The 15,697-nt window shown below is 62.7% G+C and carries 13 protein-coding genes; 8 read left to right on the forward strand and 5 right to left on the reverse strand.

Features of this window, described 5'->3' with window-relative positions; translation table 11 throughout:
• Positions 1–16: 16 nt before the first annotated feature.
• The 6 genes from FQP90_RS20260 (at position 17) to FQP90_RS20285 (ending at position 9,159) form a co-directional block, all read left to right on the forward strand.
• Entirely contained in the window at positions 17–3,415 is a 3,399-nt protein-coding gene (locus FQP90_RS20260) for a DEAD/DEAH box helicase family protein (protein WP_144652870.1), read from the forward strand.
• Positions 3,416–3,507: 92 nt separating this feature from the next.
• Entirely contained in the window at positions 3,508–4,236 is a 729-nt protein-coding gene (locus tag FQP90_RS20265) for a FadR/GntR family transcriptional regulator (protein ID WP_144652871.1), read from the forward strand.
• A complete protein-coding gene (locus FQP90_RS20270; RefSeq protein WP_439898661.1) occupies positions 4,233–5,261 on the forward strand; it encodes an asparaginase in 1,029 nt (342 codons plus the stop codon). The genes FQP90_RS20265 and FQP90_RS20270 overlap by 4 nt, the downstream gene beginning before the upstream one ends.
• A gap of 13 nt (positions 5,262–5,274) precedes the next feature.
• A complete protein-coding gene (locus tag FQP90_RS20275) occupies positions 5,275–6,690 on the forward strand; it encodes an aspartate ammonia-lyase (RefSeq protein ID WP_144652872.1) in 1,416 nt (471 codons plus the stop codon).
• Between the two features lie 144 nt (positions 6,691–6,834).
• Positions 6,835–8,343, forward strand: a complete 1,509-nt coding sequence (locus FQP90_RS20280) for an amino acid permease (protein WP_144652873.1) — start codon at positions 6,835–6,837, stop codon at positions 8,341–8,343.
• 144 nt (positions 8,344–8,487) lie between these two features.
• Positions 8,488–9,159, forward strand: coding sequence for a FadR/GntR family transcriptional regulator (locus FQP90_RS20285; protein ID WP_144652874.1), 672 nt, complete (start codon positions 8,488–8,490; stop codon positions 9,157–9,159).
• Here FQP90_RS20285 and FQP90_RS20290 read toward each other — a convergent pair whose 3' ends face one another.
• The 5 genes from FQP90_RS20290 to FQP90_RS20310 are packed head-to-tail and all read right to left on the reverse strand — an operon-like array spanning position 9,160 to position 13,866.
• Positions 9,160–10,035, reverse strand: a complete 876-nt coding sequence (locus FQP90_RS20290; RefSeq protein WP_144652875.1) for an amidohydrolase family protein — start codon at positions 10,033–10,035, stop codon at positions 9,160–9,162. It abuts the gene before it with no gap.
• Positions 10,028–10,966: an aldo/keto reductase gene (locus tag FQP90_RS20295; protein ID WP_244296888.1), complete on the reverse strand. Its 939-nt coding sequence runs from the start codon at positions 10,964–10,966 to the stop codon at positions 10,028–10,030. The genes FQP90_RS20290 and FQP90_RS20295 overlap by 8 nt, the downstream gene beginning before the upstream one ends.
• A complete protein-coding gene (locus FQP90_RS20300; RefSeq protein ID WP_144652877.1) occupies positions 10,963–11,277 on the reverse strand; it encodes an L-rhamnose mutarotase in 315 nt (104 codons plus the stop codon). Before FQP90_RS20300 ends, FQP90_RS20295 begins: the two co-directional genes overlap by 4 nt.
• Entirely contained in the window at positions 11,270–12,565 is a 1,296-nt protein-coding gene (locus tag FQP90_RS20305; protein ID WP_144652878.1) for an alpha-L-fucosidase, read from the reverse strand. The genes FQP90_RS20300 and FQP90_RS20305 overlap by 8 nt, the downstream gene beginning before the upstream one ends.
• Entirely contained in the window at positions 12,562–13,866 is a 1,305-nt protein-coding gene (locus tag FQP90_RS20310) for an L-fuconate dehydratase (protein WP_144652879.1), read from the reverse strand. Before FQP90_RS20310 ends, FQP90_RS20305 begins: the two co-directional genes overlap by 4 nt.
• A 141-nt stretch (positions 13,867–14,007) precedes the next feature.
• Here FQP90_RS20310 and FQP90_RS20315 point away from each other — a divergent pair, with 141 nt between their 5' ends.
• A complete protein-coding gene (locus FQP90_RS20315; RefSeq protein ID WP_144652880.1) occupies positions 14,008–14,928 on the forward strand; it encodes a fumarylacetoacetate hydrolase family protein in 921 nt (306 codons plus the stop codon).
• 3 nt (positions 14,929–14,931) lie between these two features.
• Positions 14,932–15,693: an SDR family NAD(P)-dependent oxidoreductase gene (locus FQP90_RS20320; RefSeq protein WP_144652881.1), complete on the forward strand. Its 762-nt coding sequence runs from the start codon at positions 14,932–14,934 to the stop codon at positions 15,691–15,693.
• The last annotated feature ends 4 nt before the right edge of the window (positions 15,694–15,697 follow it).

Genomic DNA, 15,697 nt, shown 5'->3' on the forward strand with positions numbered 1-15,697 from the left:
GATCGGAGACGGCTGCATGGGGGCAGTTACCAGCAACTTTGGGTTCATGCTGGGCGAGTGGCCCGAGTTGGCCCAGCAGGCACGCCGGGCCGAACAATTCGCCCGGGTCGATCCACGAGCTTCCGTGTTCTACGCCCGTTACACCATCGAACGTATTGTTGAGTGGCTTTATCAAGTGGAGCCAGGGTTGGTGACCCCCTACAAAGATGACCTCAACGCGTTACTGAACGAGCCCACCTTTAAGAATCTTGTGGGCGGTCCTATTGCCAACAAGCTCACGATCATTCGCAAAGCCGGCAACAATGCGGTCCACAATTCCGTTGGCCCCACCATCCAGGGCGCTGAGCTCGTCCTTCGCGAGCTGCACCACGTTTGCTATTGGCTCGCCAGGAACTACGCCAGAACCGGTAGCCAGCTGCCGCCGTCGTTGGTCTTCGACGCCAGTATCCTGGCCCCAAAGCCGAAGACGCCGGCACAGCAGCAGTCGCCCGAAGAACTCCAGGCACTCGAGAGCCAACTCAAAGCCCAAAACGAGGCCCTTGCACAAGCAGCAGCGGATTCGGCAGACCTTAAGGCCCAGCTGGAGATTCTGCAGGCTGAAGTCGCGGAGGCCAAAAAACAGAACCAGACCGTCCCTGACCACCACGACTATGACGAAGCCCTGACCCGCAGGCACCTCATCGATCTTGAGCTGAACGAGGCAGGCTGGCCGCTCACCAATACAGAAGACCGCGAGTTCAAGGTAGACACCATGCCCACGGCGAGCGGCACGCTCAGCGGAGTGGGTTACGTGGATTACGTGCTGTGGGGCGCTGACGGGCTGCCCCTCGCAGTGGTCGAGGCGAAAAGGACAACCAAGGATCCCCATGTAGGGAAGCAACAAGCCAAGCTGTACGCCGACTGCCTGGAACGTCGCTATGGTCGACGACCGATCATCTACTACACCTCCGGTTACGAGACATGGATCTGGGACGACACCATGTACCCGGAGCGCTCGTTGCAGGGCTTCCACACAAGGGATCAACTTCAACTGCTGATCAACCGCCGTCAGAGCCGAAAGCCTCTGGCTGAACAGACAATCGACAACTCCATCGTCGAACGCCCCTACCAGCACAACGCCATCCGGGCCGTCACGGAGGCCTACGAAAAGGACTTCGAGCGCAAGGCGCTTGTAGTCATGGCGACAGGCACGGGCAAGACGCGCACCGTCGTCGCACTCGCCAAGCTCCTGCAGGAAGCCAACTGGGCCAAACGCGTTCTGTTCCTCGCGGATCGGGTTGCGTTGGTCAAGCAAGCGGCCAACGCGTTCAAGGCCCACCTTCCCGGTTCCAGCCCTGTCATTCTGGGCTCGGGCGACGAAGCAGACAGCCGCATCCATGTGGCTACATATCCGACGATGATGAACCTCATCAACCGGACCGAGGGAAAGCTCGGCCAGCGGACCTTTGGCATTGGCCACTATGACCTCATCATCGTTGATGAAGCCCACAGGTCGGTCTACCAAAAATACAGGGCCATCTTCCACTACTTTGACTCACTCCTCATCGGGCTGACAGCCACGCCACAGTCAGAGGTGGACCGCAACACCTACAGCCTTTTCGGCATCGAGGACAACGTTCCAACGTTTGCCTATGAGCTCAGCGAGGCCATCGAGGCCGGATATCTTGTGCCACCGCGGGTCGTTCCGGTTCCGCTGAAGTTTCCTGACCAAGGCATCTCGTACGAGGACCTCCCAGAAGCTGAAAAAGAGCAGTGGGACGAGCTCGAATGGGACGAAGACGGCGAGATCCCGGACTCGGTCGATTCAAGCGTTATCAATACCTGGCTGTTTAACGCCGACACAGTGGATAAGGCACTGGAAGTCCTTATGACCCGCGGCCACAAAGTCGCCGGCGGGGATCGCCTGGGCAAGACCATCATCTTCGCGAAGAACAACAGACACGCGGAGTACATTGCTGAACGCTTTGACAAGAACTACCCGGCTTACAAGGGTCAGTTTGCTCGCGTCATCACCTATCAGGTGAACTACGCCCAGATTCTCATCGACCAATTCTCGACCACCGAGAGTGATCCCCACATCGCTATTTCGGTAGACATGCTGGACACCGGCGTTGACGTGCCGGACGTCGTCAACCTCGTCTTCTTCAAGATGGTTCGGTCCAAGACCAAGTTCTGGCAGATGGTGGGCCGCGGTACGCGACTCCGGCCGGAACTGTATGGGCCGGGCGAGGACAAGAAGGACTTCTTTATCTTCGACCTCTGCCGCAATGCCGAGTTCTTCAATGCGGGAATGCCCAGCAATGAAGGCTCTGTGGGTAAGTCACTCGCGGAGACTACGTTCGCTGCGCGCGTCCAGCTCCTGCAAACTTTCACTGACCTTCAATGGGACCCGCAAGCGCCCGTAGTTGCCGACCTCCGGCAAACCCTGAAACACGCAGTTGACCGGCTCCCGCTGGACAACTTCCTCGTTAAACCGGCACGCAAATGGGTGGACAGGTTCGCCGAAGAAGCAGCCTGGAAATCGTTGGGAGCCGAGGACTTCCAGGCTTTGCAAACCCAGATTGCCAGGCTCGCTACCATCAGCGCGCCTGCGGACACGGAAGAGGCCAGGCGGTTCGACTACCTGATGCTTCAGGCAGAGTTGGCGTCGCTGCAGGGATCGGCGGTTGGGCCGTTCCGGATAAAGATCCAAGCCATCGCCTCGGCCTTGCAGGACCAGCAGAGCATCCCGGCCATCGCCGCTCAGTTGCCCCTGCTGGAAACCATTCTCCACGACGACGAATGGGAATCCATTTCGTTGGAATGGCTTGAGGACATCCGCAAGCGGCTCCGCGGATTGGTCTATCTGATCGAGAAGCGGAAGCGCAAAGTGGTCTACACAAACTTCCAGGACGAGCTCGGCGTGCTTGAGGAAGTCGAACTGGTGGGGACAACCAATGGCTTCGTCGACCTCCCTCGGTACAAAGAAAAAATGCGTTCGTACTTGGCGCAATACGAGGAGCATGCAACCATTCAACGGCTCCGGCGTAACAAGCAACTGACGGCGTTGGACCTTGCCGAGCTTGAACGCATTCTTCTGGAAAGCGGTTTGGGTTCGCTTGAAGACTTGAATCGTGCCGCCAACGATGGCCTCGGCCTCTTTGTCCGTTCCCTGGTTGGTTTGGACCGCGAGGCCGTCGAGGAAGCGTTGTCAGAGTTTGTGGCTGGTACTACGCTCACAGCCCAGCAGCTCAACTTCCTCAACGTTCTGACCAATCACCTGATGGAAAACGGAAAGGTCAGCCCGAAGGCGTTGTTCAATTCCCCGTACAACGAGCTGGCCCCGTCCGGGCCGGATATGCTGTTCGGCGATGAAAAAATCGGGCAGCTGATCAGCATCCTCCGCTCCATTGAGAACCACGCGAAGGTGAGCTGAAAACCCACGGCAGCTGCCGCCGTCGACCCCCCAACCGTGAAGCGGTTCTTTCAGCGTTGACAGCCCCTTGTGACCCGTGCCATATTCAAAGCGTGAACCTGTCAGACAGCCGGACAGCCGGACAACCCGAATTCCCGGGCAACTCCGCTGCGCATACGCCTATCTCACGCATTTCCGCAGCTGAAGCGGTCTTTGCGGCCCTCCGGCGAGCCATCGAGGGCGGTCAGTTCGACATCGGCACCAAGCTGAGCTCTGAAGCGACGCTCGCGGCACAATACGGCGTCAGCCGCTCCGTCATCAGAGAAGCGCTGCGGTCCTGCAACACCTTGGGCCTCACCATGACCAAGACTGGCAAGGGCACGTTCATTGTGGCCAACAAGGTTGCTAACGACCTTACCTTGGGCCAGTACAGTGCGCGTGATCTTAACGAGGCACGTCCGCACATCGAAATCCCGGCGGCCGGACTTGCCGCACAAAGGCGGACGGATGAAGAGCTTGAGCACCTCAAGGACATCGTCCAGGAAATGCTCAACGAGAACGACCCCGAAGCGTGGGTGAACCTGGACGCCACCTTCCACTCCGCCGTCGCCCGCGCCAGCGGAAACCGCGTGTTCGCCAGCGTCGTCTCGGATATCCGCGAAGCGCTGGCCCACCAGTCGGAAACCCTCAACCTCGTTGCTGACAGGCAGCACCGCTCGGACGAGGAACATGTGGCCGTGCTCAACGCTATTGAAGCCGGCGACTCTGAAGCAGCAAGCAAGGCGATGGCCGACCATCTTCAGGCCGTCAGCGTTGCACTGGACACGATCCTCAACAAATGACACACCCAAAGGACACCATGCCCGTCCCCGCAGCACCGGCCCATCAGGCCGCGGCGCAGAATATTAAAGCGCCAAACCACGTCCCGCTTGTCGAGGTCACCCGCGACGGCTTGGTGGAGAGCATCCACTACGGCTCACTGATCGCGCTCAAAGCCGACGGCAACACAGCGATGGATGCCGGCGAGCCGGACGCCCCGATGTACCCGCGCTCAAGCCTGAAGCCCCTGCAGGCCGTGGCGCTCCTCAAAGCCGGCCTGGACATCCCCCAGGAACTCCTCGCCCTGACGGCCGCCAGCCACTCCGGCGCAAAGACGCACCGCGACGGCGCCACCGAAATCCTGAGGCTGCACGGCCTCACCGAAGCGGCGTTGGGCAACAGCACGGACTTGCCGTACGGCGTCGCGGAACGTGAAGAATGGCTCCGCGCAGGCAACGGACCCACCCAGATCGCGCAGAACTGCTCCGGCAAGCACGCATCAATGACTGCTGTCTGCGTCGTCAACGGCTGGCCTGTGGAGGGGTACTTGCACCCGGAGCACCCACTGCAGGTCTTGGTCCGCGACACCATCACGGAGTTGACCGGCGAGGAAGCCGCGGCAGTCAGCACTGACGGCTGCGGGACGCCGCTTTTTGCGCATTCCCTGCACGGCATGGCCCGCGCCTACGGCCGCCTCGCCGCGGCCGACGAGGACACCAACGAGGGCAAGGTTGCCCACGCCATGCGCCGCTTCCCGGAAATGGTGGCCGGCGAAGGCCGCGATGTCACGGCGCTGATGCGTGCGGTCCCCGGGTTGCTTGCCAAGGACGGCTTCGAAGGCCTCCAGCTGGTCGGCCTCCCGAATGGCACCGGGCTGGCGGTCAAGATTTCCGACGGCGGCGATCGCGCCCGCATGCCCGTCACCGTTGAGGTTCTTCGCCGGTTGGGTGTCGACGGCGGCAGCTTGGACACGCTTCAGAGCCCACCTGTGCTGGGCGGCGGCCTTCCGGTCGGCGAGCTCCGCGCAGCCCAAATTTTCAGCAACTAAACCAAGGACAGCTATGACCACCGTCGATCAGGCGATCCCCTTCCGTTCCGAACACGACCTCTTGGGCGACCGTAATGTCCCCGCGGATGCCTACTGGGGCGTCCACACGCTCCGCGCAATCGAGAACTTCCCGATCACCGGGCAGCCGCTCTCCACCAATAAGCACTTGGTCCGGGGCTTGGCCGCGGTAAAGCAGGCTGCCGCCTGTACCAACCATGAACTCGGCCTCTTGGATGCCGAACGGGCCGGTGCCATCGAGCAGGCCTGCCAGGACATCATGGACGGCATGCTGCAGGACCAGTTCATGGTGGACGTGATCCAGGGCGGCGCCGGCACCAGCTCCAACATGAACGCCAACGAGGTCATCGCCAACCGCGCGTTGGAGATCCTGGGCCACCCCAAGGGAAACTACTCCAAGCTGCACCCGAATGACCACGTCAACCTGAGCCAGTCCACCAACGACGTCTACCCGACGGCGGTGAACCTCGCCACGATCTTCTCCGTGAAGGAGCTCCTGGAAGCCCTGGAAGAACTGGAGCTGGCGTTCGCCGAGAAGGGCCGGGAGTTCCGGACCGTCGTGAAGATGGGCCGTACCCAGCTGCAGGACGCGGTTCCCATGACGCTGGGCCAGGAGTTCGGTGGCTACGCCGTGACCATCGGCGAGGACCGGGCACGCCTGGACGAGTCCCACATGCTGATCCACGAGATCAACCTGGGTGCCACCGCCATCGGCACTGGTTTGAACGCCCCGGCCGGCTACGCGGAAGCCGCGTGCCGCCATCTGGCTGAGATTACCGGCCTCCCCCTGCTCACCGCCGCGGACCTCATTGAGGCCACCCAGGATGTGGGCGCGTTCGTTCACTTGTCCGGTGTGCTGAAGCGCGTCGCGGTGAAGCTCTCCAAGATTTGTAACGACCTCCGCCTGCTGTCCTCCGGACCGCGCGCGGGTTTGGGTGAGATCAACCTTCCGGCAGTGCAGTCCGGTTCGTCGATCATGCCCGGCAAGATCAATCCGGTGATCCCGGAAGTGGTCAGCCAGGTGGCGTACGAAGTCATCGGCAACGATGTCACCGTCACCATGGCCGCGGAGGCGGGCCAGCTCCAGCTGAACGCCTTCGAACCGATCATTGTGCACAGCCTGCACAAGAGCATCTCCCACCTGGAAGCAGCGTGCCGCACCCTTACGGCACGCTGCGTCCGGGGCATCACCGCAAACACCGAACGGCTACGGCTTACCGTGGAGCAGTCGATCGGTCTCGTCACGGCATTGAACCCCCATATCGGTTACGCCTCCGCCACCGCTATCGCCCAGGAGGCGCTGGCAACGGGCAAGGGTGTGGCAGAGCTCGTTCTGGAACATGGCCTGCTGACCGCAGCCCAGCTTGAAGAACTCCTCAGCCCCGAACGTCTGGCAAATCTCAGCAAATAGGTCGAAACTGACCACTAAGCCCAGCGGCTTCAGCCAGCCGTCCCGCCCGATGAGGCATACCGCCACGAGGCGTTGTCTTGCGTGCCCGGATCCCCGACCGGACGCGCCCAGGACACCCCCAACAGGACACTCCTAAGGATTCCAATGACCAATCCCATCACGGACCACACGGTCCCGGCCCAAGCGCACGCCAGCGAGAAAGCCCTCCACAAGGAGGACTCCGGCTACCACAAGGACCTCAAGCCCCGCCAGATCCAAATGATCGCGATCGGCGGCGCCATCGGCACCGGCCTGTTCCTGGGCGCCGGCGGTCGGCTCAACGCGGCTGGCCCGTCCCTCGTCATCGCCTACGCAGTGTGCGGCTTCTTCGCGTTCTTGATCCTCCGCGCCCTCGGTGAACTTGTGCTCCACCGCCCCTCCTCGGGTTCCTTCGTTTCCTACGCCCGTGAGTTCTACGGCGAGAAGGCTGCCTTCGTTTCGGGGTGGTTCTACTGGATCAACTGGGCCACCACCACCATCGTGGACATCACCGCGGCCGCGCTCTACATGAACTTCTTCGGCAAATACATTCCCTGGATGGGAGCCGTGCCGCAGTGGGCCTGGGCGCTCATTGCCTTGGTGGTAGTGCTCTGCCTCAACTTGGTATCCGTGAAGGTCTTCGGCGAGATGGAGTTCTGGTTCGCGCTGATCAAGGTGGCCGCGCTGGTGGCCTTCCTTCTGGTGGGCACCTACTTCGTCATCTTCGGCACCCCGGTTGATGGCCAGGAAGTTGGCTTCAGCCTCATCTCGGACAACGGCGGCGTGTTCCCGAATGGCATCCTTCCGATGATCATCCTCATGCAGGGTGTGCTGTTCGCTTACGCCTCGATCGAACTCGTGGGCACCGCAGCCGGTGAGACTCCCAACCCGGAGAAAATCATGCCCAAGGCCATCAACTCCGTGGTCTTCCGCATCGCGGTCTTCTACGTCGGCTCCGTCATCCTGCTTGCACTGCTGCTCCCGTACACGTCCTACGAGAAGGGTGTCAGCCCCTTCGTGACGTTCTTCGGTTCCATCGGCGTGGAAGGCGTGGACGTCATCATGAACCTCGTGGTCCTCACCGCAGCCCTGTCGTCATTGAACGCCGGCCTCTACTCCACCGGCCGTATCCTGCGGTCCATGTCCGTGGCCGGTTCGGCTCCGAAGTTCGCCCAGCGCATGAACAAGGCAGGTGTGCCATACGGTGGCATCGCCATCACTGCCGGTGTCTCGCTGCTGGGTGTCCCCCTGAACTACCTGGTTCCCTCCGAGGCCTTCGAGATCGTTCTGAACGTCGCTTCCGTGGGCATCATCGTCACGTGGGCAACCATCGTCCTGTGCCAGATGCAGCTCAAACGCTGGTCCGACAAAGGCTGGTTGAAGCGTCCCTCCTTCCGCCTGTTCGGTGCCCCGTACACGGGCTGGCTGTCCTTGATCTTCCTGGCAAGTGTCCTGGTCATGGTATTCATCGAGTCTCCCCTCACCATGTTGGTCACTGCCGTAGCTTGTGGACTCATGGTCTGGGGCTGGTTCCTGTGCCGCAAGCAGATCCATGAGCTTGCTGCCACCCGCGACGGCTACACGGGCAGCGCCCCGGTGATCGCCAACCGCCCGCTGCCTGGCAGCGATAAATAGCAGCAGTACCCATAAGCGCCCGACGGCGGCACTCGGGTTCCGTAGCAACGGAACTTGGGTGCCGCCGTCGTTGGTTAACGCCCCCAAACAGGGGGAGGACGCGACATCAGCAGACATCCGATCAATCGTGGCTACTATTGGTCCATGGCTGTCACAGACGAGGCGATCAGCAAGATCAAAGACATGCTGATCCGCGGGGAACTCAAGGCCGGCGACCGACTTCCGCCGGAAAAGGAACTGAGCGAGCGGCTTGGTCTCTCACGGAGTTCGCTGCGCGAAGCCGTGAAGGCGCTGGAACTGATTCGCGTGCTGGACGTCCGCCGCGGCGATGGGACCTACGTGACCAGCCTCGATGCCAAACTCCTCAACGAGGCAGTGGCGTTCGTGGTCGACCTGCACCAAGACCGCTCCATTCTTGAGCTCTTTGAGGTCCGACGAATCTTGGAGCCCGCTACGGCCCACTTGGCGGCCAGCAAAATTACTCCGGATGAGCTCTTGGCGCTTCGGAGGACCATGGACGGCATTGACGAGAACACGGACGTGGAGGAACTGGTTGCCCATGACCTTGAGTTCCACAGCATCATCACCGAAGCCGCAGGCAACGACTACCTGGGAAGCCTCTTGGAAGCCCTTTCGAGCAGCACCGTGAGGGCCCGCATCTGGCGTGGGTTGACGCAGGAAAAGGCCGTGGCGCACACCTTGGCGGAGCACCGGGCCATCGCTGACGCTTTGGAGCGTGGCGACGCGGAACTGGTGCGGGCCCTCGTGACCGTGCACATCAGCGGCGTGGAGAACTGGCTGCGGCAGGCGCTCTAGCTAGACGGCGGTCTGGCTAAGAGGGGCACCGTCGAGCTTGTACGTGCGGATCGCCGTCTCCTCCAGCACCGCATCCTGCTCGGCTGGGCTTAGCGAGGAGACCAGTTCCAGCAGCACATCGAGCGTCCGGCCGTAGGGCGCCCCGAGGGTGCTGACCGGCCAGTCCCCGCCGATCATCAACCGCCCCGGACCGAAGGCCGCCAGCGCTTCTTCGAACAGCGGACGTAAGGATTCCGCAGTGTACTCAACACCCGGAAGGTGCAGTCCGGAGAGCTTGGCCACCGCATTCGGCTCCCGGCCGAGGGCCTTGAAGTCATTGCGCCACGCATCCATCGCGACAACGTCGGCGAGCGGTGGTTTCCCAAGGTGGTCCAGTACCAGGGTCAGTTCCGGAACGTCCCGGGCAAGCCGGGCGACTGCGTCCAGATGCCGCGGAAACGCGTCCGGAACATCGAAAGCGAGCCCGCGTTGCGCCACCAACGCCAACGACTCACGGACGGCGGGGAGGTCCAGGAAGTCGTCCCGAGGATCGTCGTGAACCAGGTGCCGCACGCCCTTGAAAGAGGAATGGGTGGAAAATCGGTCCAACTGTTCTGCAGCTTGGTCCGGGGTGTCCATCCGGACCCAGCCCACCACGCCGAGCACCCATGGATTGCGTTTCGCCACAGCCAACATGCTCTCGGTGTCGGCAACAGTGTCATCAGCCTGGACCAGCACAGCTCCCGTGACGCCGGCGGCATCCAACGTCTCATGGGCCTCGTCTTCGCCGAAGCTGCGGAAAAGTTCGCCGTGCTGAGGTCCGAGCCACGAGTAGTGGCGCGGACCGCCAGTTACGAACGTGTCCAGCGTCCACAGGTGCAGGTGCGCATCAATCACGCCGTGTGGCCTCCACAGCCGCCCACAACTCTTCCGGCACAGGCGCTCCCATCCGGGCCGCATTAGTGACCACCTGTTCAGGAGAAGTCGCCCCTACGGTCACGTTCACCACGGCCGGATGCCGTAGCGGGAACTGCAGGGCCGCCGTCGGAAGGTCAACGCCAAAGTCGCGGCACGCTGCTGCAAGCCGGCGCGCTCGCGCCAAGACGGTCGGCGGCGCTTGGTTGTAGTTGTAATGCGCGTCGTCGGGGACTTCCGGCCGGGCCAGCAAACCCGAGTTGTAGGCGCCCACGTTGACGACGCCGGTGCGGCGCTCCACACAGCGCTCAAGCAGCGGGACGCTGGGCTGCTCCAGCAGCGTGTAACGGCCGGCGAGCATCACAAGGTCCAGGTCCGCGGCTTCGACACATTCGAGGGCGGCTTCCGCTGAGTTGAGCCCAACTCCAATGGCCCGCACTACCCCTTCGTCGCGCAACTTCTCCAATGCTGGGAGACCCTGGGAGATTCCGGCCTGGAGATCGTGGACATCAGCGTCGTGCAGGTAGGCGATGTCCACGTGGTCCAGTCCGAGCCTTTCAAGGGAGTCCTCGATGCTGCGTCGAATCCCTGCCTCGGAGAAGTCCCACACCCGGCGGGTGGTGGCCGGAACATCGAAACCCTCGGGATCCTGGCCGCCGGAGGAGTTAGGTTCCAACAGTCGGCCCACCTTGGTGGAAATGATGAATTCGTTCCGTGGTTTGTCCCGGAGAACGGCTCCAAGCCTTTGCTCGGACAGACCCAGGCCGTAGTGCGGCGCGGTGTCAAAGTAGCGGATGCCCGCATCCCAGGCGGCCAGTACTGTAGCGAGGGCTTCACCGTCCGGGATGGCCCGGTACAAGTTTCCAATGCCCGCTCCGCCGAAGCCGAGCTTGCCGAGATCGAGTGAGTTCATGGCAGTTCCCATACTTTCTGAATACCCGCGTCCTCCCCCGAGTAATCGTCCTGGACCGCCAAAAGTTCAGCCATTCGGGCTTGCCACGGGACGTTGGCCGGGTGATCGGCGAGCGCGTGCCGCATGGACTGGTAGTCCTCGACGTCCACCACGTGGAAGAGGTCCAGCCCGCTGCGCCAGATCCGCCAGTTCTTGACCCCGGCTTCTTTGAGGGCCGCAACCAGTTCAGGGGGAATATGCGCGTGGGCGTCGGCGTATTCCTCTTCGGCTCCCGGCTTGAGGCGGGTGTGGAGGGCGATGCTTTCAGTCATCGGTGACCTCAGGCTTAAGGAACAATTCCAGCACAGGCACGGCGACGTCCGGCCGCTGCACCGGCAGCTTGATGGTGAGCGTTCCCGGAGGTTGGCCGCCCGGGGTCATGTTCATGGCCTGCTGCGCGGGATCCACCTCCTTGAGGAACACCTCTGACGCATCGTTCAGCAGCTGGGCGTACTCCACTTTGCCCGCCAGCTCCGGGAGATGGACGTACTCGAACGGCCACGCGAACAGGTGTACATACAGCCGGTCGCCACGCTGGGTGTAGCGCGCGTCAGCCGGGGCAGTGAAGGCTGAAGCCCCCGCACCGTAGATGGCCCGTGAGTGCAACTTCATCCATTCGCCGATGCCCTCCAGCGAATGCAAAGCCCGGGGATCAATGCTGCCCCTGCCGGTGGGGCCAACGTTGAGCAGCAGGTTGCCGCCCTTGGACACGCCGTCCACCAGCATCCGGAGGAGCAGGTCCACGGACTTGTAGTTCAGGTTGTCCCGGTCATACCCCCAGCTGCCGTTCAGGGTCTGGCAGGCCTCCCAGGTGACAGGCACGCCGTCGAGCATCATGGGGCCGGCGGGCTGGTACTGCTCGGGCGTAACGAAGTCTCCCGGGATGTCCAAGCGGTCGTTGACGACGATGCCCGGCTGCAGCTCCCGCACCATGGCGAGCAGCGCTTCCGAAGCCCAGTCCTTTCGGCCCTTGCCACCCCAGAATTCCTCTTCGTGGCCGAGCCCGGCGTAGGAGAAGTCGAAAAACAGGTAGTCGATGGTGCCGTAGTTGCTCAGGAGCTCACGCACCTGGCCATGCAGGTAGTCCCGGTAGCGGGCCATGTCCCGTCCGCTGTTTAAACTTTCGACGTCGGCCGCGTTGCGTTGCGGATGTACGCCGTCGATGGTGAAGTCCGGGTGGTGCCAGTCGATGAGCGAGTGGTAGAAACCGACCTTCAGTCCCTCGGCCCGGAGTGCCTCCACGTACGGTGCGATCAGGTCGCGGCCGGCGGGCGTGTTGGTGGCTTTGTAGTCCGTCAATGCCGAGTCCCACAGGCAGAAGCCGTCGTGGTGCTTGGTAGTGAGGACCACATACTTCATGCCGGCTTGGCGCGCGGCACGTGCCCACTCGCGGGGGTCGTAGAGATCAGGGTCAAAGCGCCGGAAGTACTGGGAGTACTCCTCAACAGTGGTCTCTTCCCGGTTCATCACCCACTCATGGCGTGCCGGGAGCGCGTAGAGGCCCCAGTGCACGAACATTCCAAAGCGTGCTTCTTCGAACCAAGGTGCATGCTGGATCAACGGGTTTCCTTCCATACCGGGCCGTCCGGAAAGCTGTAGGCGGCCAGTGTTTCACGGTACATTTCGTTGCCGGCTCCAGGAGCGGACGGCGGCCAGTACACGCCGTCGTGGACGTCCACGGGAGTGACGAAGTGTTCGTGGAGGTGGTCCACGAACTCAATGGTCCTGTTTTCTTTGGTCCCGGATACGGCGATGAAGTCGAACATGGACAGGTGCTGCACAGCCTCGCACAGGCCCACCCCACCGGCATGCGGGCATACGGGCACGCCGAACTTGGCAGCGAGGAGCAGGATGGCGATATTCTCGTTCACCCCTGCCACACGGGCGGCGTCGATCTGCAGGATCTGGAGCGCGTCGGCCTGCAGCATCTGCTTGAACACCACCCGGTTCTGGACGTGTTCCCCGGTGGCCACGGGAATTGGCGCCACTCCACGGGCGATCGCAGCGTGGCCCAAAATGTCGTCCGGGCTGGTGGGCTCCTCGATCCAGGCGATGTCGAAGGGGGCGAGGTGGGCCATCCACTCGATGGCATCCTGGACGTCCCAGCGCTGATTGGCGTCGACGGCAATCCTGATATCGGGTCCGACAGCAGCCCGGGCAGCCCTGACACGGCGGATATCGTCCTCCAAGGATGCCCCCACCTTCAACTTGATCTGCGCGAATCCGTCAGCCACGGCCTCCTTGGCCAGCCGTGTCAGTTTCTCGTCGCTGTAACCCAGCCAGCCCGGCGTCGTGGTGTACGCGGGGTAGCCGTCGGCACGAAGGGCGGCTTTTCGCGCTTCCTTGCCGGGTTCGGCGGCGCGAAGAATGGCCAGTGCGTCTTGGGGAGTGAGGGCGTCGGTGAGGTAGCGGAAGTCAACCAGAGCCACGAGCTCTTCCGGGGTCATCCCAGCGAGCAACTCCCACAGGGGCAACCCGGCACGCTTCGCCTTCAGGTCCCACAGCGCGTTGATTACCGCACCGATGGCCATATGCATGACGCCCTTCTCGGGCCCCAGCCAACGGAGTTGGGAATCGTGGGTTAAAAGTTTCCACGTCGCGCCCATGTCGCCGAGCAACGAGTCAACGTCCTGCCCAAGAATGTGGCCGCGCAAAGCATTGAGCGCAGCCGTTTCCACCTCGTTGCCGCGTCCGATGGTGAACACGAAGCCGTGGCCTTCAAGGCCGTCACCGGCGTCCGTGCGAATGATGAGGTAGGCGGCTGAGTAGTCGGGGTCCGGATTCATGGCATCCGAGCCGTCCAGTTCCAAGGATGTTGGGAAGCGGATATCGAATGTATCCACCGCGGTAACGATGCTCATACGGCTCCTGAAAGTGCGTCATGATTCTTCACCGAGCCTAAACATCCGATGTCTGCCTTGTCAATGGGTCACATTTCCGTATTATGGGGGAAAACAGCACACTAGAGCTCGGATGTTAGTCCCGAACGCACGGAGGAAGCCATGACCTTGAAATTCGCCAGGCTGGGTACGGCCGGAAACGAACAACCGGCCGTCATTGCCCAGGACGCCGACGGTACCGAGAAGTACTTCAGCCTTACGGCCCTGACCAACGACATCGACGGCGGTTTCCTCGCCTCGGACGGCATCGAACGCACCCGTGAAGCCCTGAACAAGGGGGAACTTCCGGAAATCTCTCCGGAAGGCCTCCGCATTGGCGCACCAGTCGCCCGCCCGGGCGCCGTGGTGGCCATCGGCCTCAACTACACCGCGCACGCCGCCGAATCCGGCGCCACGCCGCCCGAGGTTCCTGTCGTCTTCCTGAAGCCGACCAACACCATCAGTGGCCCCTTCGACGCCGCTCCCATCCCGCCGTCGTCCACAAAGTACGACTGGGAAGTGGAACTGGCCATCGTCATTGGCCAGGAAGCGTCATACCTTTCCATCGTTACAGAGGCGGCGGCCTGCATTGCCGGCTACGCGGTGGCCAACGATCTCTCCGAGCGCGAGTACCAGATTCCCGGCGCTGCAGGACAGTGGACCAAGGGCAAATCGCTGCCCGGTTCCACTCCCCTGGGTCCCTGGCTGGTTCCAGCCAACGACATTGATGCCGGCAACCTCCGCCTCCAAACCTTGGTCAACGGCGAACCACGGCAGGACTCCAACACCTCGGACATGATCTTCGAGCCCGCCACGATCGTGCACCACCTCAGCCAGTACATGGTTCTCGAGCCCGGTGACGTGATCATCACCGGCACCCCCGAGGGCGTGGCTTTGTCCGGCCGCTTCCCGTTCATCCAGCCTGGCGACGTGGTGGAACTGGAAATCGAGGGACTGGGACGCCAGCGCCAAGAGTACTTCCAGGCCAACGCAGCACAGGCTGGCGCTGCACAGGCCGTCTCCCTCGCCGGCACCCACGCCTAAGGCATGGCATCCTCGGTGGGCAACGATTTCGACGGCCTCGCAGCCCTCGTGACCGGCGGCGCGTCCGGCATCGGGGCGGCCATCGCCGACCGCCTCGCAGCCGGCGGGGCACAGGTAGCGGTCCTGGACCTCGCACCCGAAAGCAGTCCGCACTTCGGCGTGCAGTGCAACGTAGCCGACGACGCCTCGGTGCGTGCCGGCGTCGAGACCGTTGTAAGCCAATTCGGCCGCCTGGACATCGTGATCAACAATGCCGGAATCGGCGCCCAAGGCGACATCACCGCGAACGACGACGACGAATGGCTCCGTGTCCTCAACATCAACGTGGTGGGCATCGCCCGCGTCAGCCGTGCGTCCCTGCCCTATCTGCGACAATCTCCAGCGGCCGCGATCGTGAACACCTGCTCCATCGCGGCAACGGCAGGGCTCCCTCAGCGGGCACTCTATTCGGCGTCGAAGGGTGCGGTCCTGTCGCTGACGCTGGCCATGGCGGCGGACCACGTCCGTGAGGGCATCCGGGTGAATTGCGTGAACCCCGGCACCGTAGACACTCCATGGGTGGACCGGCTGCTGGACTCCGCCGCCGACCCCGCCGGCGAGCGCGCGGCCCTCAACGCCCGCCAGCCACACGGCCGGATGGTGGACCCCGTCGAGGTAGCCGGCGCCGTTGCCTACCTTGCGAGCCCACTGTCAGGCTCGACGTCGGGAACCTCCCTGGCGGTCGACGGCGGCATGCAGGGCTTGCGGTTGAGGCCGGTTCAGTAGGGGG

This window comes from Paenarthrobacter nitroguajacolicus (genome assembly GCF_007786235.1).
Lineage (GTDB): Bacteria > Actinomycetota > Actinomycetes > Actinomycetales > Micrococcaceae > Arthrobacter > Arthrobacter nitroguajacolicus_A.